Here is a 24,152-nt window from a genome sequence, read left to right as displayed (position 1 = left end):
TTAACTATGATTTGTACAAAGTGCAATTAGCTAAGTGGTCTTAAGTAAGCTAGGAAACGTTTCTCTGCGAATTTGAAAATCGCAATAATAATAAACGTTAACCCCATATAGAACAGGCCTGCCGTTAGGAACGATTCAAATGGTGCGTAGTAACGTGAGTTAACCAAACGGGCAGCACCCGTTAGATCCATAATGGTTACGATACCTGCTACCGCTGAGCCATGAAGCATAAAGATAACCTCATTACTGTAAGCCGGTAATGCTCGACGTAAAGCACTTGGAAGAATGATGCGGCGGTATGTCTTGGGTGTGCTCATACCGTACGCTTTTGCTGCTTCAACTTCGCCTTTCGGTAAGCCGTTGATAGCGCCACGAATGATTTCTGCTGTGTATGCCGATGTGTTAAGAATGAATGCCACCAAAGCACAAAACCATGCATTCTCCCATAGTGTATCTTTTACCGGGAAGAACTGATCCATTCCGTAGTAAATCAGGTACAACTGCACCAATAATGGCGTACCACGGAAGAAATAGATGAACGACCAAGCAGGAGCGTTAATCAGCATATTTGGGCTGTTACGAGCGATAGCTAATGGTATGGCTACACATAAGCCAATGATCAAAGCGACGCAAACCATCCAAGCCGTTGTCCATAAACCACTAAGGTAAATCGGCAGGCTTTCAATTATCAATGAAAAGTCCATAACTACCTCGCGTGGATACTGAATTTACGTTCAACCAACTTAAGCAAGCCCGTCGAAACACTGGTGAAGAATAGGAAAATAAGTGCCACTGTCATATAAAAGGTAAATGGCATTTTGGTTGAACCTGCTGCCAACGCGCTAACACGTACCATGTCTTCTAGGCCGATAATCGAAACCAACGCGGTGGTCTTTAGTAGAACCAACCAGTTGTTACCAAAACCCGGCAGTGCGTGACGAATCATTTGAGGTAATAAAATACGGCGGAACGCTAAAACGGGCCCCATGCCGTAGGCCTTTGCCGCTTCCATCTCACCGCTGTCGACAGCCATGATTGCACCACGAAAAGTTTCAGCCATGTAAGCACCAAAGATGAAGCCAATGGTTAAGACACCAGCAATAAATGGGCTGACATCAATATAATCTGGTAAGTAAGCGGTCCACTCGTGGTTAGGATCACTTGATGTGAACCACTCATTGAGCCACTCATTGATGGAATACAAACTGTTGTTTAAAAGGATTTGTCCACCAAAGAAAATCAGCATCATCAATACGAGATCGGGGATGCCTCGAATGACGGTTGTGTAGAGGGTTGCAATTGCACGAGCCCAGCGATAAGGCGCAAGTTTTGCTAAGGCACCTAGCATACCAAGAACCATAGCTAAAATTAGCGACAGCAAGGCAACTTCGATTGTAAGCACCGCCCCTTTCAGGATCGAAGCTTCATATCCTTGTAAATCAAACATAATGAATTCCAACAGAACTGCGAAAAAGTTGGTAAGACAGGGAGAGGAGAACCTCTCCCTTAAGAATTGACGCTAGATATTACTGACCGTATACGTCGTAGTTGAAGTATTTAGCCGCGATATCTTGGTAGATGCCTTTTTCACGTAGTGAAAGGATTGCCGCATCTAATTGCTTAGTCAGATCTTTGTCTTGCTTACGTAGAGCAATACCAAAACCATCGCCGAACCATTTAGGATCTGTTAATGATGGACCAACAAACTCGTAGTCTTCACCACCCGCTTTGTTTAGTACGCCTTCTTCTAGAGCAGATGCATCACCCAGTACAGCAGCAACGCGACCGTTAGCTAGATCAAGGTAAGCTTCATCGAATGAACCGTAACGAACGATTTCTACTGTGTCGCCGTAGTTATCTGTTAGGTACTTATCGTGAGTTGTTGCACGTTGAACGGCAATTTTTTGACCGCTTAGATCATCGAAGTTAAGGCCTGCACCTTTTTTAGCGATGAACTTGTTTGGGATAAGTGCGTATTTACCAGTGAAGTCGATCTTTTTCTTACGCTCTTCCGTGATAGACATTGCCGCGATGATCGCATCATATTTACGAGCAAGTAGAGAAGGAATAATGCCATCCCAATCTTGTGCAACGATCTTACACTGCACCTGCATTTCGGTACAAAGCGCGTTAGCCATATCAACATCGAAGCCTTTTAGTGAACCATCAGCTTCTGTCCAGCTAAATGGAGGGTAAGCACCTTCAATACCGAAACGTACTGTTTTCCATTCTTTTGCTTGAGCTACGCCCGTTGCAGCAGTTGCAGCAAGTGCCGCGACTAATAACCACTTTTTCATATCCCTACTCCTGTGATTTAGGTTTTTATGTTTTGCTAGTTCTAATATTGTGTTTGTTGTTACTTATTAACTTACTTGTTGTGTTTTATTGTTCATACCGTCGCCATTTTCCTTAGCGGCGGTATTTCAATTCTGATTAGTAAATCGATGAGATAAATTGTTGTAAACGCTCAGATTCAGGTTCCGTAAACAGTTTAGCTGGATCGCCCTGTTCTTCCACTAGACCTTGATGCAAGAACATCACATGGTTCGATACGTCACGAGCGAAAGCCATTTCATGTGTTACCACAAGCATGGTTCTGCCCTCTTCTGCTAGATCGCGCATTACACCAAGCACTTCGCCTACTAACTCAGGGTCTAATGCCGATGTTGGTTCATCAAACAGCATCACTTCAGGATCAACCGCTAGCGCTCGCGCAATAGCAGCACGCTGTTGTTGTCCGCCAGACAAGTGACCCGGGTAGTAATCTTTACGCTCATACAGGCCGACTTTCTTCAGTAGTAACTCTGCATTTTCAATCGCTTGTGCTTTAGGTACACCTAAGACGTGAACAGGCGCTTCGATAACATTTTCGAGAACGGTCAGGTGAGACCACAGATTGAAACCCTGAAAAACCATCGCCAGGCGAGAACGGATTCGCTGTACTTGTTTTTCATTGGCAGGAACTGAAACACCTTGGCGGTTGTTTTTCATTTGAATTAATTCGCCATTAACCCAAATCTCGCCGGCGGTAGGTGTCTCTAAAAGGTTGATACATCTAAGGAAAGTACTTTTACCCGACCCAGAAGATCCGATAATCGAGACTACATCGCCTTTATGCGCAGAAAGTGAAATTCCCTTTAAAACTTCATTTTGACCAAACGTTTTGTGTAGATCCTTTATGTCCAGCGCTGGTACATCTTTCATGCGCTTTCTCTCCCAAGTTTGTGAAAATGCAAGGTACTCCGACCTTTTCATGCGATACAAACTAGCACCACACGAAATAACATGCAACAAATTATTAACCTAATAGTTTAGAATAAATAGCGATTCACTCTGACTTATTATGCAAAAGGTAGCGTTTTCCTCTCAATTACATGAATAGCAGTTATAAACAAGCCCCGATTAACGGGGCTTATTTGTTTTATTTTTGTTAAGCAGGCGCTATTTTGTAAGCATCAAATAGTCTTGGTTCTGAACCTTTACACCCGTTTTGTTTAGTGTAACTTCATTAACAACAAGCCCATCTAAATCTTCATCTAAGTCCGTTACATTACCGTGCGCAAACGCAGTCATGAAATCATAACCTGTAATCTCCGACTCTGCTGTCTCAACAAGAACAGTCTGATGAATGGGATCTGAGGTAGGATCTAACTTCAATTCAGCCTTAACAGTATCTGAGTAGTCGTAGTAGTAAAGCTCTGGTAAAACAATTGTATCTTCCAAATGAGTAAATACTTTATGTGTCAATTTATGAAGGCCGCCACTTAGGCTTTCTGTTGTGTAGGCAACTCTCATTTTTCCGACTTCATCTGTAAAACTAAAATCAAGGTCTAAGTTATTACCAGCAAGGTTTGGTGAGTCAGTCGGCAACGAACTTAAGTCATAAAATGAGTCTGGAGCGATATCTACGTCCCAAGAACCTTCAACATATAACTTCTTGTTGAGATCAATATTCCAGCCATTAAGCGGAGTGTCTGATTCAACATTTAAGCTCCAGTGTTCAGTATTCGGCTCATCCGGACTTGTAAAGTCACCTTGCGTGCTTGGAATTGTTGCTATGCCATAACTAAAATCACCCTGACTAACCTTAATCTCAACATTCGAGTAATCAAAGTCATTTGTGTGCGTCAGTTGAGCTTTGTTTCCTGCCATATCAACCAGTAACAATGGATCGGCGTTACTCCAAGCTCTTACACCATATTGATGCAAATACCCATCTTTAAATTGCGTAACAATGGTTGATTCAGGTGTCCCATTAGGCAGAGCCCGTACATCTAACTTATCAATCGAATACGTCGGCACAGACTCTTCTTTTAGCTGGGATTGAAAGTTATAATCTCCACCACCAGAAGCTACGGCAAGGTAAGACAAGTCATTTCGTGTTGTCTTATCAAAGTTATCACCTTTATCGCAACTACTAACAGCTTCACGGTTCATACCAAACGTAGTTGTTCTCAGAGTAAGATCTTCCAAATATTCTTTAGAAAATGTATTAGCTGTGAAGTGTGTGTTGTTCGCTTCGCGAATTTGGAACGTAACAAAGCCACCATCAGGTATACCTTCCAAGGTAAACGAGAGCTTCAAATTACTTGGGACAATTAAATCACCAACCATTGAACCAGCCGCATCCGAATAGTATGCAACCACATTTTCATTGTTGAGCTGTGACTCAATTGCTGGTTGGTAAGTCAACACCGTCGCTTGCTGACTACTATTATCTCTTCGCTCGTATACGGTACAGTTCGAAGTGTTGCTACTTTCAAGGATTGTATTCGGGGCAGAGAACGAAAATTCAAACTTTGTTGATGGTGTACCGCCACCACCACCGCCGCCGCTTCCGCCGCCACAACCAACTAGTAGTCCTGAGATCATTGCCGCTAGTGGCAACATTTGTGTCTTTTTCATCGATTTTCGTCCTGTTTGTGGCAACAGCTCGCCAAAATTAAATATCTATCAGCGATTAAGCAAAAAGTAAGCCAATCATTAAAAATGGAATTTACAAAGGATAAGAACTGTGACAAGACGATGAAAACGTCAGTTTGTGAAAACAAATTACACTTTTTATCAACGGTACGTTAATGAACCGCTGCGTTTTGTAGCTTTCTTTCACATACACTCATAAAGTGATCAAGATCAATCACCCTAAAGGGTAAGCTTGTTAGACTCCTCAATACAAAATAAGGCATTAAAAATGCCAAACATTTCTTTTAACTTAGCTGCATAAAGCACATCAAAACCGTGCAACATAATGTTAATAAGTTATAACTAAGAAATAACGCAATTACGCGAACTTATTTAATTCAATTTTAGAATTACTAACATAAAAATATGAGGAATCTATGTCAGACGTTGTGAATAATGCGAACTCTGAAGTAGAAGAGAAAAGCTATAAAGAGCTACACCGCCCTTCTTCGGAATTTGAGAGCCGCTCAGATTATTTAGATCACGAACTTCAAATCATGAAGCCTCGCCGCTTCGGTTTAAACCTTCCAGGCCGTGATTTCCGTTTTGAACTTGAAGACCTTGTTCCTGCACTTGCTGGTACCATCGGTATCATCGCGATGTACTCAGCAGTAATGATGTCTTGGGCTGATGGCCTAACTCAAGCTTGGGATCACGTAAACCTAGGTAAAGACTTCGCAATTGAAGTTGCTCGTGTAGAAATGCTGATTCCTGCACTGCTGTTCTGTATTCTTGCCTCTGGTTTCTTCAACCCTAAAGCAAACCTTGCCGGTAACCACGGCCCAATGATTCCTCTTATTGGTACCATCGCTCTCGCTGGTGCTCACCCTCTTGCATTGGCAATCCTTATCGGTGTCTTCGGTCTAATCCTAAGTTTCCTAAAAGGCGGTTCCAAGCTGGTTAACCTGACTTCCGAAGGTACCGCTGGCGGCTTGCTCATTTTCTTAGGCCTAACAGGCACCATGAGCCAAATTAACTCGATTCAAGAATGGGCGGTTGGTCTTCAATCTTCTACTGTCGAAGCGGGTAGCATGGGTTACGTTGGTTTGATCGTTCTTGCTATTACGATTGCTATCTACGCTTTCTTAGCAAAAGTGAACAAGCGTTGGTTGGCTATCCCAGTTTGTGCATTCACAGGCCTTGCTATTGCATTAGCACTAGGTGCTGGTTTCGATATCGTATTCGAAACTGAAATGGGCATTCCAAACCTAAACCCAGTTTACTGGTGGGGTTCTACTTCTGAAGGTTGGATGCTTGGCTTGCCAAACGTTGAACACTTCATTGCTTCTTTACCATTCGCAATTCTTGCCGTAGCAATGTGGTCGCCAGATTTCCTAGGTCACCGTATCTTCCAAGAACTGAACTACCCTAAACGTTCTGAAAAAGTTCTGATGGATGTTGATGACACAATGACTATGTGTTCAGTTCGTCAAATGGTGGGTACTGCAGTTGGTGGTGGTAACATCACATCTTCTTGGGGTACTTACATGATCCCAGCAGCAATCGCGAAACGTCCAATTCCTGGCGGCGCAATCTTGCTTGGTTCTCTGTGTATTATTGTTGCGATTCTTGGTTTCCCAATGGACGTAGCTGTATGGCCACCAGTGATGCGTGTTGCGCTGCTTGTAGGTGTATCTCTGCCTCTACTCGAAGCAGGTATGCAAATGGTTAAGGATTCAAAAGATTCTCAAGCAGCGGGTATCTGTATCTTCGGTTCAGCTGTTGTTAACCCAGTATTAGCATGGGCACTGACTATGCTTCTAGATAATAACGGTCTAATTGGTGATAAAGAGCGTGCGAAGCGTCTATCATTTGTAGACAAGATTGTTATCCCAGTTGGCGTTTTAGTTATCTGTTTAGTAGCAATGCTTGCAGTTGGTATGCTAGAAAGTCAATATGGCCTAAAAGCTTGGCTATAATGGTTCTAACTACACAAAAGTAGTATTGGGATTAAAAAAAAGTTTGGGTGGCAACCCCTGCCACCCATTTTTTTTCAACTTTTTTTGGCATTTATTGATTTAGTTTAAGGTTTACAGAAATTTTTTAGCGTAGTCTTGAATACATAGAGTAAAGACAACATATAAAAGGTAGTGACAATATATATAACCATATGATGCGAATATGCTCATATATATTGTTATTAATAAGAGTGTACTACCCTTACGAGGGGCGCTGGCTCAACAGTGTTAATGTACGTATTTTTTCTACTAAAAAGGTAGGTATGTCATGGCAGAGCAATTTGCTAAAGCTTGGGAAGATTTTGCTGCAGGTGAGTGGCAAAGCGAAGTAAACGTTCGTGATTTCATTCAAAAGAACTACACGCCGTATGAAGGCGACGAGTCTTTCCTAGTTTCTGAGGGTACTGAAGCAACTAACAAGCTTTGGTCTTCGGTAATGGAAGGTATCAAACAGGAAAACGCAACTAAAGCACCTGTAGATTTCGATACTTCTGTTATCTCTACCATTACTGCTCACGATGCAGGTTACATTGAGAAAGATCTTGAGACTATCGTTGGTCTACAAACTGAGAAGCCACTAAAACGTGCAATCATCCCTAACGGTGGTGTACGTATGGTTGAAGGTTCTTGTAAAGCATACGGTGAAACTCTTGACCCAATGGTTTCAAAAATCTACTCAGAATACCGCAAAACACACAATGCTGGCGTTTTCGATATCTACACTCCTGATATCCTAAAATGTCGTAAGTCTGGTGTTCTGACTGGTCTTCCTGATGCTTACGGCCGTGGTCGTATCATTGGTGACTACCGTCGTGTTGCACTATACGGTATCAACTTCCTAATGAAAGACAAAGCGGCTCAATTCGCATCTCTACAAGAGCGTTTCGAGAACGGCGAAGATCTTTCTGCAACAATGCAATTGCGTGAAGAGATCTCTGAGCAACATCGTGCTCTAGGTCAAATCAAGCAAATGGCTGAAAAATACGGTTTCGATATCTCTGAGCCAGCTCAAACTGCTCAAGAAGCTATCCAGTGGACTTACTTCGGCTACCTAGCTGCTGTTAAGTCTCAAAACGGTGCTGCAATGTCTCTAGGTCGTACTTCGACTTTCCTAGACATCTACCTAGAGCGTGATATCGCTGCTGGTAAAATTACAGAAGACCAAGCTCAAGAAATGATCGACCACTTCGTAATGAAGCTGCGTATGGTTCGTTTCCTACGTACTCCTGAGTACGATGAGTTATTCTCTGGCGACCCAATCTGGGCAACAGAGTCTATGGGTGGTATGGGCATCGATGGTCGTACGCTAGTAACGCGTTCGAACTTCCGTTTCCTTAACTCTCTATACACTATGGGTCCTTCTCCAGAGCCAAACATCACGGTTCTTTGGTCTGAGCAATTGCCTGACGGCTTCAAACGTTTCTGTGCGAAGGTATCTATCGATACTTCTTCTATCCAGTACGAAAATGATGACCTAATGCGTCCTGACCTTGATTCTGATGATTACGCAATCGCTTGTTGTGTATCACCAATGATCGTTGGTAAGCAAATGCAGTTCTTCGGCGCTCGTGCTAACCTTGCAAAAACTATGCTTTACGCAATCAACGGCGGCGTTGATGAGAAGCTTAAGATGCAAGTTGGTCCAGTTGGCGACAAGATCACTGACGAAGTACTTAACTACGATGACGTAATGGGTCGCCTAGACACATTCATGGATTGGTTAGCTAAGCAATACGTGACAGCTCTAAACAGCATTCACTTCATGCACGACAAGTACAGCTACGAAGCGTCTCTAATGGCTCTTCATGACCGTGACGTTCGTCGTACTATGGCTTGTGGTATTGCTGGTCTGTCTGTTGCTGCTGACTCACTGTCTGCAATCAAATTCGCGACTGTTAAACCAATCCGCGACGAAGATGGCATTGCAACTGACTTCGAAATCGAAGGCGATTACCCTAAATACGGTAACAACGACTCTCGTGTAGATGACATTGCTTGTGAACTAGTTTCTACGTTCATGAACAAGATCCGTAAGCTTAAGACTTACCGTGATTCAATCCCTACACAGTCAGTTCTTACTATCACGTCTAACGTGGTATACGGTAAGAAGACAGGTAACACTCCAGACGGTCGTCGTGCTGGCGCTCCTTTCGCTCCTGGTGCTAACCCAATGCACGGTCGTGATGAGAAAGGCGCTGTAGCTTCACTAACGTCTGTAGGTAAACTACCGTTTGCTGATGCTCAAGATGGTATCTCTTACACTTTCTCTATCGTGCCAAACGCGCTAGGTAAAGAACAAGACAGCCAACGTGCTAACCTTGCAGGCCTAATGGATGGTTACTTCCACCACGAAGCTGGCATTGAAGGTGGTCAACACCTTAACGTTAACGTTCTTAACCGCGAAACTCTTGAAGACGCAGTTAAGCACCCTGAGAAATACCCTCAGCTAACGATTCGTGTTTCTGGTTACGCTGTACGCTTCAACTCTCTAACTACAGAGCAGCAAGCTGACGTAATCGCACGTACATTTACTGAGTCTCTATAAGCTCACGCTAAATAGACGGTAAATACTATTAGCCTCGCCAATGTGCGGGGCTTTTTTATATCTGCTGTAAATCACACAGAACTCACCTACCTCCCAAAATGTTAGGTTGAGCAAGAAAGCACCCAATCATTCACTTTTTTTCCACAAATTCACTTAAATTACGGTAATATCTCAGTTCATAATTTAAGAGTAACTGCTCCATGAAATACCTGCGTTGTTTACCCCTGATTCTTCTCTCTTTCTCATCTTTTGCCTCTGAGCGTTCTACGCTGACTTTTGCTTTAGATAACGATGGTATTTTTGGTGTCGACCAAGACTATACCAACGGCTTATTTCTGGGTTACACATCATCAAGTATTACGCCATATAATTGGGTAAAACCATTGAGTCTTTCCTACTGGGGCGCAAGCTCTCTAGACAAGTGGGAAATCACCATTGGCCATAAGATGTATACGCCTTCTGACATTGAGTTAGAAACACCATCGGCTAATGATCGCCCATACGCAGGTTACCTACACACAGAATTCAACTACATCAGCTTAAACCCACAGCAAGCCCAACGTTTTAACATTACATTTGGCACCACGGGCGAGCGCGCACTTTCAGAAGACGCTCAAAAGCTAGTTCACTCGATCACTAAATCTGATGAGCCTATGGGCTGGGAATATCAAGTTGATGATGAGTGGGCGGGGAGCGTTGGTTACTTAAGTCATTTCAACCTAATGCGTAATCAAGCACTAGCAAATACAGACTACGAGATCTCTAACGTTTCAGAGATCAATGTGGGTAACTTTAGAAGTGATATCTCGACTGGCTTTATGTTCCGTTGGGGCACTGACTTGGGCGGCAACTTTGGTGCAGCCAACATCACCACAGAAAACCCTTTCAAACCGGGCATGATCGGCGCATCAAACAGCGGTTGGTTTACCTATGCTGGCCTTGAGGGTCGTTACCGATTCAACGATCTGACTATCGAAGGCGATCGTTCTGGTGTTGATGAATACGCTAACAAAAACAATGAAGATCCCGCTATCTACGATGTAACTTTAGAAAACATTCAAGCTACTGCTGTGCTTGGTGTGGCATGGTATAACCAATACGTTGGTGCCTCTTTTGCACTAACAGCAAAAACACCGGATTACGAAGAAGCAAAAGAGTCAGTGTACACCACTGGCGGTATCACCATGTTTGCATTCTTCTAGCCACCAGTAAGGGCTTTCGTCCTTTACTTTTCAAGTTTAATAAAGGCAATCATCTTCACAGGTGATTGCCTTTATTTTTAAAGGTCTCGTTACCATTTGACCCTATTTTATGTACCGTTTTTGTAATAAAATAAACGGTATAAATTCCTCTACGAGAATAGCTCATGTCTACAACTGGTCGCATTCACTCATTCGAATCTTGTGGTACTGTCGATGGCCCTGGTATCCGCTTCATTGTGTTTCTTCAAGGCTGCTTAATGCGTTGTATGTACTGCCATAACCGCGATACATGGGATCTTCATGACGGAAAGGAAGTAACGGTCGAAGAGATCATCAACGAAGCAAAATCTTACCGTCATTTCATGAAAGCATCGGGCGGTGGTATCACCTGTTCTGGTGGTGAAGCGATGCTACAACCTGAGTTTGTTCGTGACTTTTTCCAAGCGGCGCAAGCTGAAGGTATTCACACTTGTCTTGATACTAATGGCTACATTCGTAAGCACACTGAAGTGGTCGATGAAGTACTAGAAGCCTCTGATCTAGTGATGTTGGATCTTAAACATATGCGAGATGAGATACACCACGATTTCATTGGCGTATCAAACAGACGTACTCTGGATTTTGCACGCTACCTGCACAAAATCGGTAAGAAGACGTGGATTCGTTACGTGATAGTTCCTGGCTACACGGATACGCCTGAAGATGCTCATCTTCTTGGTGAATTCATTAAAGACATGGATAACATCGAGAAAATAGAACTGCTTCCATACCACAAGCTTGGTGCTCATAAATGGGAAGCGCTTGGTTATGACTACCCTCTTGAAGGTACAAATCCGCCAAGCAAAGAGAAAATGGACGAGATTGTTGCTGTTCTAAGCCAGTACCATTCAAACGTAAAGTACTAATACTGCTAAAGTTCGAATAAAGACGGTGCTCAACCTCTATTTAAACGCCTCAATTTCGATTGGGGCGTTTTGTTTTATGGCTCAAACAATCCTTTCACTTTTCTTTACAACTTTTGTTTATCAATTCAAAAAATCATATTAAATCCGTGTTGAGATCATGTTTCCACTCGTAGGAATGCTGTTACTCTTACTGCAACAAAAGAATATAACATTTAGTTTTTTAGTGAGGCTCCTCCCATGGAAATGACCAATGCTCAGCGTCTAATTCTATCAAATCAATACTACCTAATGTCTCAAATGGATCCTGAGAACTCCGCTAAATACCAACGTCTACAAACGGTTGTAGAGCGTGGTTACGAACTTCAAATGCGTGAACTTAACAAAGAATTTGGCTGTTTGACTGAAGCCGAATGTCGCGAAGTTATCGACATCATGGAGATGTACCATGCCATGCAAGAGTCGAACAAAATGCTTGCAGAACAAGAACGTGCTGAAGTAGACCAACGTCGCCTACAGTTCCTAGGTTTTGATATCGCTTCTGAAGCTCAGAGCGTACATTACGTGCGTTTCCTTGTTGATTCTGAAGGTCTTTACCCTCAATTCGACAAAGCAGATCACCACTTCAATAGCCAAATGCCAATGCTAGAGAAGTACCGTCGCATGCTAACAACATGGCGCAACTGCCCTCGTCAGTACCACCTATGTGCGACAGAGCTATCTCAAATCTTTAGCGCTTAATACGTTAATAGATCAGCGATAACTTTTTAAAAAGTTTCAAGAAAAAGGGTTACTCATCATGAGTAACCCTTTTTTAATGTTCGCATACAAACAGAAACCGGGAATGATAAAGCGATATGGATATGACGTGAGCTTTATATACAGAAAACGCAATTAATCATGAAGATAAGATATTAAACATTGAACCATTTTCAATTAATTTCTCTGATATCGCCCATTAACCAACGAACACAAACCTAGACTTTATAACCAATTAAGTCATTCATCTTTATTAATTCCACTTCGAAACATTTAATACAAATTAAAAACCACCGATCCATTTTGAACGGTGTTTTTTATTTTAAATAAGATAGCTAGAATGCTCCCCGAAATTTATTAACCAGAGCGATAAACAAAATGAGAAAATTCATCCTTGCATCACTAGCTATCATGTCTACTTCAGCTTTCGCAGCTAACGAAATGTACGTACTTGGCGGCGTTGGCATTAACGAAGACGACACAGGCGCACAATTCACTGTTGGTTCACAAGTTCTTGATACAAACTTTTATTTAGAATCAACCATGAATTACATCGATTCAGATATCAGCGATGTTACTTCAGACGTAAACGGCGACCTAACTAAGCACAAGGGCGATTACCAACACTTCAAAATGTCTCTAGCGCCAATGTATAAATATAGTTTCGATGAATCTTTTGCTATCTACGGTAAAGTTGGTCTTGCTTACTCAAACTTTAATTCTAAATCAACGATCACTGATAAAGATGGCTCAGTGAATAACAAGCATTCAAATAGTGAATGGGGGGCAACTTACGGCATCGGTGCTGAATTTAAGTCAGTGCAACCAATGTTTGGTAACTCGAAGTTTATGGCACGTGTTGGTTTTGATTGGTACGACTTCAGCTCAGGTGGTCTAAATCTAGGCAGTGACGGCACTCTAGGTCTACAGGCCGGTTTCACTTTCTAAGGTATGAAGTAGAAAGATTTTACACTAATTGAGCTGATCATCGTTATTGCTATTCTTGGTATCTTAGCGTTAACCGCTGCCCCAAGTTTTTAAACCACTGGGTGAAGAGTTTGGTAGTACGTTGATTTGTAGAAAAGTCACTGGTGGGAGCTAAATCTAGCCATGTCATGCCTTTCCTTGATTTGATTTGATTTGATTTGATTTGATTTGATTTGATTTGATTTGATTTGATTTGATTACTGTAATAATCGGTCGGTACTTCGCATAAATAAAAAGGGTTACTCATCATGAGTAACCCTTTGTTAATGTCCGCATTTAGAGAGAGAAACCAAAGCAACTAGAAGACGTAGGCAACACCGACGTTTGCGGCCATGTTGATGCCACTTTCAAGTATTGGGCTGTTCTCAATATCACCTTCAAGGTTGGTATAACGAACGCCACCAGTGACCCGGATATTTGGCGTCACATGCAAGTAACCACCTAAACCAATAAAGTACTGACCATCCCAGTCTGCATCGAACTCATTCAAATTAGTTCTCGACGCTTCTGCTGAACTCACCCCGTATAAGTGGTTATTCAAGCGCTCACTGTTATAAGCATAACCAATAGAGGGTGTAATCGCCCACCCATTGCGACGAATCGGTAAACGCCATGCAGCTTCCGCATAGATACCATTATGCCTAAACCCTAAGTCAGAGCCTGCTGTCGCTTCAAACATCCCGACCAAGGTGATCACTTGGTAGCTAATGCCACCTAATACTGATGCTTTACGTTCATCTAACTTTTGAATATCAACGTTATCAGAATCACCCGGCTTCAATGTCCTCGAATCATAAACCGCTCGAAACACGATATTCTGTGGTGAGCCCGCAGGAAGTAAGCGATAACCCGCACTGAATCCACGCATGAAAAAGTGCTCACCTTCATAACCAATCATAGGGATCACAGCACGGTTTGACGGTGTATCTTTATAGATAGCAGGAGAATAAGAAGCGGCAACGCCCAGTGACCACTGCGAGATTTTTGCATGTGTTGCTGTCGAAGCCAGTAACGCAACACTGATAGCCACTATTTTTAATCCATAATTCTTCACTACATCTACCTATTTATTGAGCAATTTTTGATAACGCTGCGCATTATATGGTACTTCATTCCAGCAAATCAATAGAGCTCAGTTATACATCTAATACACATAAATCCAGTGTGAGTATTATTAAGCGACCTAAAATCACAAAACAAACGGCTAGATCCCCTCGAATGTAAAATAATTGGATTCTACACGCCTCAAGTTGCCTATTGCGCTCGCTAGGTTTTTGACACGCAAAATTGTAAATAAATACATAATTGTTAAGCAAAATTGTGCAAGCGGGTCTAACCTTAAAATGTAGGGAGAGCCTATTTTTCAATCGCTCATCAGTTTTGACTGGTTAACAAGGGGAATGTGACTATGAGTATTTTTGACCACTATCAATCACGTTATGAAGCAGCCAAGGAAGAAGAGCTCACATTGCAAGAGTTCTTAGGGCTGTGTAAAGACGATAAAAGTGCTTACGCTAACGCTGCTGAGCGCTTACTACTGGCCATTGGCGAACCGGAGGTTATAGACACCGCTCAAGACCCCCATCTAAGTCGTATTTTCTCGAACCGTGTCATCTCACGCTACAGCGAATTTAAAGATTTCTACGGCATGGAAGATGCGATTGAACAGATTGTTTCTTACCTAAAACACGCTGCACAAGGCTTAGAAGAACGGAAGCAAATCCTTTACCTGCTTGGCCCTGTGGGCGGTGGTAAATCTTCCCTTGCTGAAAAACTCAAAGCACTGATGCAAAAGCTACCAATCTATGTGCTGTCTGCAGATGGTGAACGAAGCCCTGTGAATGATCACCCCTTCTGTCTATTCGACGTAAACGAAGATGGCGATCTTTTGAAACAAGAGTACGGAATAGAGAAACGTTACATACGCTCTATCATGTCTCCTTGGGCAGCGAAACGCCTCCATGATTTCGGTGGTGATATCTCTAGATTCAAAGTCATCAAACTACGCCCTTCGATTCTCGACCAAGTTGCGATCGCGAAGACAGAACCTGGTGATGAAAACAACCAAGATATCTCTTCACTTGTAGGTAAAGTCGATATTCGTAAACTTGAGCACTTTTCTCAAGATGACCCTGATGCCTACAGTTACTCTGGTGCACTGTGTAAAGCAAACCAAGGTGTGATGGAATTCGTAGAGATGTTCAAGGCGCCAATCAAAGTCTTGCACCCACTTCTAACGGCAACGCAAGAAGGTAACTTCAACGGTACCGAAGGGCTTTCTGCACTGCCATTTGACGGTATGATTCTAGCTCACTCAAACGAATCCGAGTGGCAGACCTTCCGTAACAACAAAAACAACGAAGCCTTCCTCGACCGTGTGTACATTGTAAAAGTCCCTTACTGTCTGCGCGTCTCTGAAGAAGTTAAGATCTACCAAAAACTGCTTGAGCACAGTGAGCTATCCAAAGCCCCTTGTTCACCAAGCACACTCGATCTGCTATCGCAATTCAGCATCCTATCGAGACTGAAAGAGCCTGAAAACTCTTCTCTGTTCTCAAAAATGCGGGTTTACGATGGTGAAACTCTAAAAGACACCGATCCAAAAGCGAAGAGCTACCAAGAGTACCGAGATTATGCGGGTGTTGACGAAGGCATGTCTGGGCTATCAACGCGTTTCGCCTTTAAGATCCTGTCTCGTGTGTTTAACTTCGACCAAGCCGAAGTAGCCGCAAACCCAGTGCACCTGTTCTATGTGATTGAACAGCAAATCGAACGTGAGCAGTTCCCTCAAGAGACCGCTGAGAAGTACCTTGAGTTCTTGAAAGGATACCTAGTGCCACGCTACGTTGAGTTCATCGGTAAAGAGATTCAAACCGCTTACCTAGAGTCTTACTCTGAGTACGGTCAGAATATCTTCGACCGCTATGTCACCTACGCTGACTTCTGGATTCAAGACCAAGAGTACCGTGATCCAGAAACAGGCCAGCTATTTGACCGTGCTTCTCTGAATGGTGAACTAGAGAAAATAGAGAAAACAGCCGGTATCAGTAATCCTAAAGACTTCCGAAATGAGATTGTGAACTTTGTGCTTCGTGCCAAAGCCAACAATAACGGTCAAAACCCAGTTTGGACAAGCTACGAGAAACTGCGCACTGTGATTGAGAAGAAAATGTTCTCTAACACAGAAGAACTGCTTCCTGTTATTTCGTTCAATGCTAAGACCTCAACGGATGATCAGAAAAAACATGACGACTTCGTTGCTCGTATGATGGAAAAAGGCTACACCGAGAAACAAGTGAGACTGCTATCCGAGTGGTACCTAAGAGTTCGTAAATCCTCATAACCAAACCGTACTGAGCTGCTCAACTGAGCAGCTCGTACAAACCAATAACTTTATACCCTAATAAACGAATAGCTCTAATAAACCAATAACTCTTACAACCAATAAAAAGTAGGATCGCGACATCAGCTGAGAGGGAGTTCTTATGGCACAATTTATCGATCGGAGGCTCAATGGCAAGAATAAGAGTGCTGTGAATAGACAGCGTTTCTTACGACGCCATAAAGAGCAAATCAAAGAATCTGTGGCCGATGCAGTCAACCGACGCTCAATCACCAATACTGAAACCGGTGAAGACGTCACTATTCCCCATAAAGACATCAAAGAGCCAAGCTTTCACCAAGGTCAAGGCGGCGTAAGAGAACGCGTTCACCCAGGTAATGACCAGTTCATCACGGGCGATAAAATTGAACGTCCTAAAGGTGGCGGTCAAGGTGGTGGCGCAGGCCAGGGTGACGCAAGCCCTGATGGCGAAGGCCAAGATGAATTTACATTCCAAATTTCAAAAGATGAATATCTTGATATTCTCTTTGAAGATTTAGCTCTTCCTAATCTAGAGAAGAATCAGGTCAACAAAATCACCGAATGGAAGACACATCGCTCTGGTTACCAAAGCGCCGGGATTCCATCTAACATCGCTATCGTTCGTTCACTGCAGCAATCTCTGGCTCGTCGAACCGCGATGACAGCAGGTAAAAAGCGCGAGCTTAACCTACTGATGGAGCAGCTTGACCAAGTTAAAATGACGGAACCCGCACAACCCTTTGAAGAAAGTCGTTTAAAAGAAGAGATTGCCGAGTTACGTAAAAAAATTGAAAGCGTGCCATTTATTGACACCTTCGACCTGCGTTTTAAAAACTACGAGAAGCGCCCAATTCCATCTAGCCAAGCCGTTATGTTCTGCCTAATGGATGTATCTGGCTCAATGGATCAAGCCACGAAAGACATTGCGAAGCGCTTTTATGTCCTTCTGTATCTGTTCCTAAATCGCACCTACGAAAACGTCGATGTTGTGTTTATTCGTCACCATACTCAGGCTAAAGAAGTCGACGAACACGAGTTTTTCTATTCACAAGAAACCGGTGGCACCATCGTATCCAGTGCACTGAAACTGATGAAGGAAATTGTCGCAGACCGCTATCCTGCAAATGAGTGGAACATCTACGCAGCACAAGCTTCTGATGGAGATAACTGGGCTGATGACTCGCCTCGCTGTAAAGAACTGCTGGTCAATACGCTATTGCCGACTTGCCAATATTACTCTTACATCGAGATTACGCGACGTTCACACCAAACACTCTGGCACGAGTACGAGAAGCTAGAAGCGAGCTTCGATAACTTCGCCATGAAGAACATTAAAACGGTGGATGATATTTTTCCTGTGTTTAGAGAACTGTTCCAGAAAGAGACAGCGTAAGGGGGCTTGCCATGACAGCGAAATCAAACATTGCAGATAGAGACAAAGCGACACAGAAGAGAAACGACAAGATGCTGCCTGATGGTCCAGATTGGACATTCAACCTCTTGGAACAATATCACGTAGAAATCAAGCGTGTGGCGCAGCATTACCGTTTAGATACTTACCAGAACCAAATTGAAGTGATTACTTCTGAGCAGATGATGGATGCTTACTCGAGCATCGGTATGCCGATCAATTACAATCACTGGTCATTTGGCAAAAAATTCATTCAAACCGAGCAAAACTACAAGCATGGTCAGATGGGATTAGCGTACGAAATCGTGATCAATTCAGATCCTTGTATCGCATACCTGATGGAAGAGAACACGGTCACGATGCAGGCGCTCGTAATGGCTCACGCTTGTTACGGCCATAACTCTTTCTTTAAGGGCAACTACCTGTTCCAAACCTGGACCGATGCCAGTTCCATTATCGACTACCTATTATTCGCTAAAAAATACATTACCGACTGTGAAGAAAAATACGGTGTCGCCGAAGTCGAACAACTTCTCGATTCTTGTCATGCCCTCATGAATTACGGCGTAGATAGATACAAACGTCCTGAGAAGATTTCCATAGCTGAAGAGACAGCAAGGCAAGAAGAACGTGAAGCGTATCTGCAATCTCAAGTCAATGAGCTGTGGAGAACTGTGCCTAAAAATCAAGACAAGGAAAAAGAGACAAAAATCCGCTTTCCTAGCGAACCTCAAGAAAACATTCTCTACTTTATCGAGAAGAACGCCCCACTACTTGAACCTTGGCAGCGTGAGTGTGTTCGCATTGTTCGCAAGGTGAGCCAATACTTCTACCCTCAAAAGCAAACTCAAGTAATGAATGAAGGCTGGGCAACCTTCTGGCACTACACCATTCTTAACCACCTTTACGACGAAGGTTTGGTGAGTGACAAGTTCATCTTAGAATTCCTACACAGCCACACCAGCGTGGTCGCACAACCCGCCTACAACAGCCCTTATTTCAGCGGGATAAACCCTTATGCGCTTGGCTTTGCGATGTTTAGAGACATCCGACGCATCTGTGAAGAACCAACCGATGAAGACAAAGAGTGGTTCCCTGAGTTAGCCGGAAGTGATTGGTTAGAAGCGGTGCACTTTGCGATGCACAATTTCAAAGATGAAAGCTTTATCAGCCAATACCTTTCACCAAAGATCATTCGAGACTTTAAACTGTTCTCTGTGCTCGACGACGACCGCAAAAACACCATTGAGATAAGTGCTATTCACGATGACCCAGGCTATCGCTTGATTCGTGAAAAGCTTGCGGCGCAATACAACCTAAGTAACCTTGAGCCGAACATTCAGGTGTTTAACGTCGATGTTCGTGGTGATCGCTCGATGACACTGCAGTATGTGCCTCACGGCCGTATCCCGCTTGATAAAAGCTACGACGAAGTGATGAAACATCTCTATCGCTTATGGGGCTTTGATGTGATTTTGGAAGAGCTCAAAGATACGGGTCATAGAGAGATTCTGACGACTTGTCCAAAACGCAATGATTATGGAGCCAAGATTTAATATCAATCACAGTAAGTAAGTGCTTGGTATAAAACTCCGCTCCCCCTACAACATGGTGGTCACCCGCTCGGAAGTGGAGCAATAAAAAAGCGCATAAGTCTGATGACTTATGCGCTTTCTTTTTAAGGCTCAAACGTCTTCAATAGACGCAAGGCACTAAACCTAGATACTAGATACTAGAGCTAAAGCTAAAGCTAAATAAGCTTAAACAATCGGCTTTTGGCCGCGTTCAATCAGCTTCATCAGCACGCTGTCTGCAGATTTACCTGCCACGCCCGCTAGTTTGTCTGACAGCTTTTTCTTCTGTACGTAGTGAATCGCTAGAACCGTTTTGTCCTTACATGCCGCTACGACTAAATCATCAGAAGTGCTGATCTCATCCACCAGCCCAAGCTCATGTGCTTGTGTACCAAACCAGTGTTCACCCGTTGCTACTTTTTCAAGATCGAGTGCTGGACGATGGTCACGGATGAAGTCTTTGAATAGGCCATGTGTCTCTTCGAGCTCTTCTTTAAACTTCTCGCGTGCTTTATCGCTGTTCTCACCAAACATAGTAAGTGTGCGTTTGTACTCACCCGCCGTTAGCTGTTCGAACTCAATATCATGCTTTTTAAGCAGTTTATTGAAGTTTGGCAGTTGAGCAATAACACCAATAGAGCCAACAATAGCAAAAGGTGCAGATACAATTTTGTCTGCGATACATGCCATCATGTAACCACCACTCGCGGCTACTTTGTCTACAGAGATAGTCAGAGGCAGGCCTGCTGCTTTGATACGGTCGAGTTGAGAAGACGCCAAACCATAGCCGTGAACCATGCCACCGCCAGACTCAAGCTTAAGCAAGACTTCATCACCTTCACGAGCCACAGCCAACACCGCCGTTACCTCTTCACGTAGAGAAGCCACTTCTTTCGCATCAATGCTGCCATTAAAATCGAGAACGAATAGGTGTGGTTCACGCTTGCTATCAAGCTCACCCTCTTTCGCTGCTTTTTTCACTTCTTTGCCACGTGATTTTACTTTTTCTTTTTCCGCTTTCTTTTCTGCTTTATCACGGGCTTTGATGAAAGCATCATCGTGTAGATGGTGCTCTAATTGTTCAATCGTCTGTTTATGGTGCTCAGATAGGTTCGTGATTTCCAGCTCACCTTTAATCGCGCTTGATTTTCCACCCACCGATTTAGCAATCACTAAAATTGCAATGATGGCGATTACAACGGTCGCAATCTTGGCTAAAAACAAGCCGTAGTCCAACAAAAATTCCAATGTCATATCCCCTAATGTATGAATTAGTGTATTGTAACCATCTTGTCACGATTACCAAGAATTTCTCATCATTCCTGCGTTTATCTGTGTGATTAAACACCAATGGAATGACGAACATAATAAAAGAAAGAAGGATAAGCACAGTGGATTACCCAATCTCTACAGATGCCCTCAAAGATAAAGTAATTTTGGTTACAGGTGCCGGTGCTGGCATTGGTCGCCAAGCCGCACTAAGCTTCGCTCAACATGGTGCAACTGTCATTCTGTTAGGCCGCAATGTTAAAAACCTTGAATTCATTTACGATGAAATCGAAAGTGCTGGTTACCCTCAGGCTGCGATCATTCCGCTAGACCTCAAAGGAGCAACAAAGCAGAACTACATTGATATGGCTGAAACCATTGAATCACAGTTCGGTCGTTTAGACGGCCTACTGCATAACGCAGGTGTGCTTGGCACGTTAAGTCCATTTGATCAAATCGATGAAGAGACGTTTGATGGCGTTATGCAAATCAACGTTAAAGCTGAATTTCTAATGACTCAAGCATTACTGCCTGTCATTAAAAAAGCTGAAGCCGGTCGTATCGTATTCACCTCTTCTACAGTTGGTCACTCTGGCCGTGCATTCTGGGGCACTTATGCGATTTCTAAGTTTGCTACCGAAGGCATGATGCAAATCCTAGCGGACGAACTTGAAGACACCAACATCCGTGTAAACGCGATCAATCCTGGCGGCACTCAAACACGCATGCGTGCAAAAGCGTACCCAGGTGAAGATGCGAACAAGCTGAAAACGCCACTCGACATCATCCCGCTTTATCTACACTTAATGAACCCAAGTGTGACAGACATTAATGGCCAATGTATCGATGCTCAACCTAAGTAACTGATATCATTAACCAACAGTAAGAAGCCGCTTCCATAGCGGCTTTTTTTGTATCTAAATCAATCAACTAACACTTACTTCCGCTAATTTTCATCATTTCTCTTTGCATCTTTTCAATTGTTAAATATACTGTATAAATATACAGGTATTTAATTATGCATGAACTAATAAAAAACTTACAAGACCGCCAGCTAATCTGGACAGGGTTACAATCAACAGCGCAAGGAAGTACCACTTCAACAGGCTATCCTCAACTGGATAAACAGCTTGATGGTGGCTTTCCGACGCATGGTGTTATTGAGGTTGAATCGCAACAAGGGATCGGTGAACTTCGCCTGCTTATACCTTATTTAGCTCAACAAAACTCACAAAAATTGGCCATCTTCATTAACCCACTGGGGAAGATCTGTGCCGAGTTTTTTGGCAGCCAAGGTATTGAACTAGAGAACATCCTCGTTATCCAACCTCAGCGCGATCTCGATGCATTGTGGGCAGCAGAGCAGTGCCTTAAAAGCGGCGCCTGTCACTCGGTATTGCTATGGGGAGCCGATCTAGAAATACACCAAACCAAGCGCCTGCAAGCAGCCAGTGAAACCGGTAAGTGCCTGCAGTTTCATTTTAAAGCCACCAGCCATAATCAACTATCCCTGCCCGTTTCCTTAAGCATGAAACTATCTTCTCACGCCCAAGGGTTGAAGGTAGAGGTAACAAAAAGAAAAGGCAGTTGGTCGTATGGCAGCTTTGTTCTAGACATGACACACAACTGGCCATTACTCACAGAGAAAGTCGTTTATCAAGGCAATTCAGACCGTGCTTTGTCAGGTAACACTGTGCTGGCTTTTCCTATTGCGAAGCAAGGTTAGCGTATGTTGTGGCTTTATCTGCACTTTCCATCTCTGCAGTTGGATACCTTGTTTAATTCTGAGCTATCTAACTCCGAGAAAGTTCACTCTAATGAAGACTCACGCGAACAACCCATTATCATCGTGGATGAAAAAGATCACCGTGTGCTGCAAGCTAACCAAGCTGCGCTGCAATCAGGAATTTCACTTGGTATGGGCCTAGGGTCTGCGGCAGCGCTTTGCCATAACTTACACGTCCACCCTTACAGTATTGAGCTAGAAAAAAGCAAGCTTAAAGAGATCGCTCAATGGGCGTACTTGGTCACTTCTGACATGGCTTTACTACCACCGAATGGTTTGTTGATTAAAGCTTCTAATATGCTGTCACTTTACGATGGGTTAGATAACTACTGGCATGAGCTCAAAATCCACTTAGAAACGCTCAATATCCAGTTCAGCTTCGCGACGGGTTACTCACCACTTTCTGCGATCCTTTTGGGCAAGCAATCCATCAACCAAGTCACTAATAATGTTGAGCAAATGAAAGCATGGGTCAATCAACAAGCATTAAGTTCCAGCGAGCTGCCAACTAAGCAAGTGGAACGTCTGAACCGTGTCGGCATTAACTTAGTGGATGACCTATTGAAACTGCCTTTGCAAGATGTCGCACGTCGCTTTGATATCGATTTGGTGAATTATGTCGGTCGCCTTAACGGCCAGTTCAAGCACCCGATTGATTTCTACCATCCACCGGAGAATTTTCAGCAATATCTCGAACTATTGTTTGATATTGAAAACATCCTGTTTATCGAAAAGCCGTTACTGAAATTATTAAATCAACTCGAGTGTTTTTTGAAGCTACGCGACCGAGTTGCTTTCGAGTTAACGCTGACTTTGCATCTGAGAGATAAAGACGACCACCCTGTCTCTTTTTATTCAGCTCAAGGTGATTACCTTGCTGAAAAATGGGCGAACCTGACTCATCTCACCTTAGAGTCACTAAAGACCACGGCACCGATTCAGGGGCTGACCCTTTCCGTAATTCGTCATGGAGAACCGCAAATGGCCTACCGTGATCTTTTTGATGGCAATACAGGAACACTTGCCGCGTTAGATTTGCTCTCATTACTGCAAGCCAAGTTAGGACAAGCTTGTATTCAGACTCCCAAAATACAGCATGACCCAAGACCAGAAAAAGCCAATCAATACTCGCTTCCAACACTGAGTAAGTCTGTGGCAAAGAAGCAAACCCCCCCAGAGTTCGAGCAACAAACGACTGCTTTCAACATCAACCAACAGCGACTCAGGCCCAGTATTTTACTGCCAGAGCCCGAAGCCCTAACCGAAAATGTCACCTTATCCCAAGGCCCTGAGCGCATTGTTTCTGGCTGGTGGGATGGCGAGAAAATCATTCGTGACTACTTTATTGCTCACAGCGAAAACGGGCGGTGGCTATGGGTATTCAGAACGCCCGATAAGCAATGGTTTTTACACGGATTATTTAGCTAGCCTGT

Annotated in this window: 19 protein-coding genes and 1 pseudogene; 13 read left to right on the top strand and 7 right to left on the bottom strand. The window is 43.4% G+C overall.

All coding sequences use genetic code 11. The features are described from left to right. Positions 1 to 26: 26 nt before the first annotated feature. From L3V36_RS19055 to L3V36_RS19035, 5 genes are all read right to left on the bottom strand, one after another. Complete coding sequence (locus tag L3V36_RS19055) at positions 27 to 704, bottom strand: ABC transporter permease (protein ID WP_004736535.1); 678 nt, start codon at positions 702 to 704, stop codon at positions 27 to 29. A gap of 2 nt (positions 705 to 706) precedes the next feature. Beyond that, positions 707 to 1,447 (bottom strand): ABC transporter permease, encoded by a 741-nt coding sequence (locus L3V36_RS19050; RefSeq protein WP_004736534.1) that lies wholly within the window; start codon positions 1,445 to 1,447, stop codon positions 707 to 709. A gap of 79 nt (positions 1,448 to 1,526) precedes the next feature. Beyond that, entirely contained in the window at positions 1,527 to 2,297 is a 771-nt protein-coding gene (locus L3V36_RS19045) for an ABC transporter substrate-binding protein (protein ID WP_017078148.1), read from the bottom strand. A gap of 136 nt (positions 2,298 to 2,433) precedes the next feature. Further along, positions 2,434 to 3,204, bottom strand: a complete 771-nt coding sequence (locus L3V36_RS19040; RefSeq protein WP_004736532.1) for an ABC transporter ATP-binding protein — start codon at positions 3,202 to 3,204, stop codon at positions 2,434 to 2,436. A gap of 237 nt (positions 3,205 to 3,441) precedes the next feature. Then, the gene (locus L3V36_RS19035; RefSeq protein WP_017095698.1) at positions 3,442 to 4,905 is read right to left on the bottom strand and encodes a hypothetical protein; all 1,464 of its coding nucleotides are present in this window, start codon (positions 4,903 to 4,905) and stop codon (positions 3,442 to 3,444) included. A 434-nt stretch (positions 4,906 to 5,339) separates the two neighbouring features. Here L3V36_RS19035 and L3V36_RS19030 point away from each other — a divergent pair, with 434 nt between their 5' ends. The 7 genes and pseudogenes from L3V36_RS19030 to L3V36_RS19000 all read left to right on the top strand — a co-directional run. Continuing rightward, positions 5,340 to 6,881 (top strand): DUF3360 family protein, encoded by a 1,542-nt coding sequence (locus L3V36_RS19030; RefSeq protein ID WP_004736531.1) that lies wholly within the window; start codon positions 5,340 to 5,342, stop codon positions 6,879 to 6,881. Positions 6,882 to 7,188: 307 nt separating this feature from the next. Further along, positions 7,189 to 9,465 (top strand): formate C-acetyltransferase, encoded by a 2,277-nt coding sequence (pflB, locus tag L3V36_RS19025; protein WP_102445107.1) that lies wholly within the window; start codon positions 7,189 to 7,191, stop codon positions 9,463 to 9,465. A 200-nt stretch (positions 9,466 to 9,665) separates the two neighbouring features. After that, the gene (locus tag L3V36_RS19020; RefSeq protein ID WP_208775284.1) at positions 9,666 to 10,667 is read left to right on the top strand and encodes a lipid A deacylase LpxR family protein; all 1,002 of its coding nucleotides are present in this window, start codon (positions 9,666 to 9,668) and stop codon (positions 10,665 to 10,667) included. A 164-nt stretch (positions 10,668 to 10,831) separates the two neighbouring features. Continuing rightward, positions 10,832 to 11,572, top strand: coding sequence for a pyruvate formate lyase 1-activating protein (gene pflA, locus L3V36_RS19015; protein WP_004736528.1), 741 nt, complete (start codon positions 10,832 to 10,834; stop codon positions 11,570 to 11,572). A gap of 237 nt (positions 11,573 to 11,809) precedes the next feature. Continuing rightward, positions 11,810 to 12,310: a YfbU family protein gene (locus L3V36_RS19010; protein ID WP_004736527.1), complete on the top strand. Its 501-nt coding sequence runs from the start codon at positions 11,810 to 11,812 to the stop codon at positions 12,308 to 12,310. Between the two features lie 396 nt (positions 12,311 to 12,706). Then, entirely contained in the window at positions 12,707 to 13,276 is a 570-nt protein-coding gene (locus L3V36_RS19005) for an outer membrane beta-barrel protein (protein ID WP_004736526.1), read from the top strand. A gap of 27 nt (positions 13,277 to 13,303) precedes the next feature. Beyond that, a pseudogene (locus L3V36_RS19000) lies at positions 13,304 to 13,366 on the top strand (prepilin-type N-terminal cleavage/methylation domain-containing protein); the annotation flags it as partial. Between the two features lie 247 nt (positions 13,367 to 13,613). Here L3V36_RS19000 and L3V36_RS18995 read toward each other — a convergent pair. Continuing rightward, entirely contained in the window at positions 13,614 to 14,369 is a 756-nt protein-coding gene (locus L3V36_RS18995) for a MipA/OmpV family protein (protein ID WP_017085837.1), read from the bottom strand. A 354-nt stretch (positions 14,370 to 14,723) separates the two neighbouring features. On the opposite strand from L3V36_RS18995, the gene L3V36_RS18990 reads away from it, so the two are divergent. From L3V36_RS18990 to L3V36_RS18980, 3 genes are all read left to right on the top strand, one after another. Next, on the top strand, positions 14,724 to 16,658 hold the full coding sequence (locus L3V36_RS18990; protein WP_004736581.1) for a PrkA family serine protein kinase: 1,935 nt from the start codon (positions 14,724 to 14,726) through the stop codon (positions 16,656 to 16,658). Between the two features lie 142 nt (positions 16,659 to 16,800). Continuing rightward, positions 16,801 to 18,072 (top strand): YeaH/YhbH family protein, encoded by a 1,272-nt coding sequence (locus L3V36_RS18985; RefSeq protein WP_102512516.1) that lies wholly within the window; start codon positions 16,801 to 16,803, stop codon positions 18,070 to 18,072. Positions 18,073 to 18,083: 11 nt separating this feature from the next. Beyond that, positions 18,084 to 19,646, top strand: a complete 1,563-nt coding sequence (locus tag L3V36_RS18980) for a SpoVR family protein (RefSeq protein WP_208775282.1) — start codon at positions 18,084 to 18,086, stop codon at positions 19,644 to 19,646. A 204-nt stretch (positions 19,647 to 19,850) separates the two neighbouring features. Here L3V36_RS18980 and sohB read toward each other — a convergent pair whose 3' ends face one another. After that, entirely contained in the window at positions 19,851 to 20,918 is a 1,068-nt protein-coding gene (gene sohB / locus L3V36_RS18975; RefSeq protein ID WP_012603584.1) for a protease SohB, read from the bottom strand. Between the two features lie 137 nt (positions 20,919 to 21,055). Between sohB and L3V36_RS18970 the strand changes: the two genes are divergently transcribed. From L3V36_RS18970 to L3V36_RS18960, 3 genes are all read left to right on the top strand, one after another. Beyond that, positions 21,056 to 21,796, top strand: a complete 741-nt coding sequence (locus L3V36_RS18970) for a YciK family oxidoreductase (RefSeq protein WP_004736577.1) — start codon at positions 21,056 to 21,058, stop codon at positions 21,794 to 21,796. A gap of 155 nt (positions 21,797 to 21,951) precedes the next feature. Beyond that, positions 21,952 to 22,659, top strand: coding sequence for a translesion DNA synthesis-associated protein ImuA (gene imuA / locus L3V36_RS18965; RefSeq protein ID WP_208775280.1), 708 nt, complete (start codon positions 21,952 to 21,954; stop codon positions 22,657 to 22,659). Positions 22,660 to 22,662: 3 nt separating this feature from the next. Next, complete coding sequence (locus tag L3V36_RS18960; RefSeq protein ID WP_208775275.1) at positions 22,663 to 24,147, top strand: DNA polymerase Y family protein; 1,485 nt, start codon at positions 22,663 to 22,665, stop codon at positions 24,145 to 24,147. The last annotated feature ends 5 nt before the right edge of the window (positions 24,148 to 24,152 follow it).

Origin of the sequence: Vibrio sp. G-C-1 (assembly GCF_021728015.1) — a bacterium.
Classification (GTDB): domain Bacteria; phylum Pseudomonadota; class Gammaproteobacteria; order Enterobacterales; family Vibrionaceae; genus Vibrio; species Vibrio splendidus.
This window is presented reverse-complemented; position numbering and strand designations above follow the sequence as displayed.

Excerpts from the sequence above, each read along its gene's own strand:
- L3V36_RS19055 (WP_004736535.1), bottom strand. The coding sequence starts at position 704 with ATGGACTTTTCATTGATAATTGAAAGCCTGCCGATTTACCTTAGTGGT.
- L3V36_RS19050 (WP_004736534.1), bottom strand. The coding sequence starts at position 1,447 with ATGTTTGATTTACAAGGATATGAAGCTTCGATCCTGAAAGGGGCGGTG.
- L3V36_RS19045 (WP_017078148.1), bottom strand. The coding sequence starts at position 2,297 with ATGAAAAAGTGGTTATTAGTCGCGGCACTTGCTGCAACTGCTGCAACG.
- L3V36_RS19040 (WP_004736532.1), bottom strand. The coding sequence starts at position 3,204 with ATGAAAGATGTACCAGCGCTGGACATAAAGGATCTACACAAAACGTTT.
- L3V36_RS19035 (WP_017095698.1), bottom strand. The coding sequence starts at position 4,905 with ATGAAAAAGACACAAATGTTGCCACTAGCGGCAATGATCTCAGGACTA.
- L3V36_RS19030 (WP_004736531.1), top strand. The coding sequence starts at position 5,340 with ATGTCAGACGTTGTGAATAATGCGAACTCTGAAGTAGAAGAGAAAAGC.
- pflB (WP_102445107.1), top strand. The coding sequence starts at position 7,189 with ATGGCAGAGCAATTTGCTAAAGCTTGGGAAGATTTTGCTGCAGGTGAG.
- L3V36_RS19020 (WP_208775284.1), top strand. The coding sequence starts at position 9,666 with ATGAAATACCTGCGTTGTTTACCCCTGATTCTTCTCTCTTTCTCATCT.
- pflA (WP_004736528.1), top strand. The coding sequence starts at position 10,832 with ATGTCTACAACTGGTCGCATTCACTCATTCGAATCTTGTGGTACTGTC.
- L3V36_RS19010 (WP_004736527.1), top strand. The coding sequence starts at position 11,810 with ATGGAAATGACCAATGCTCAGCGTCTAATTCTATCAAATCAATACTAC.
- L3V36_RS19005 (WP_004736526.1), top strand. The coding sequence starts at position 12,707 with ATGAGAAAATTCATCCTTGCATCACTAGCTATCATGTCTACTTCAGCT.
- L3V36_RS18990 (WP_004736581.1), top strand. The coding sequence starts at position 14,724 with ATGAGTATTTTTGACCACTATCAATCACGTTATGAAGCAGCCAAGGAA.
- L3V36_RS18985 (WP_102512516.1), top strand. The coding sequence starts at position 16,801 with ATGGCACAATTTATCGATCGGAGGCTCAATGGCAAGAATAAGAGTGCT.
- L3V36_RS18980 (WP_208775282.1), top strand. The coding sequence starts at position 18,084 with ATGACAGCGAAATCAAACATTGCAGATAGAGACAAAGCGACACAGAAG.
- sohB (WP_012603584.1), bottom strand. The coding sequence starts at position 20,918 with ATGACATTGGAATTTTTGTTGGACTACGGCTTGTTTTTAGCCAAGATT.
- imuA (WP_208775280.1), top strand. The coding sequence starts at position 21,952 with ATGCATGAACTAATAAAAAACTTACAAGACCGCCAGCTAATCTGGACA.
- L3V36_RS18960 (WP_208775275.1), top strand. The coding sequence starts at position 22,663 with ATGTTGTGGCTTTATCTGCACTTTCCATCTCTGCAGTTGGATACCTTG.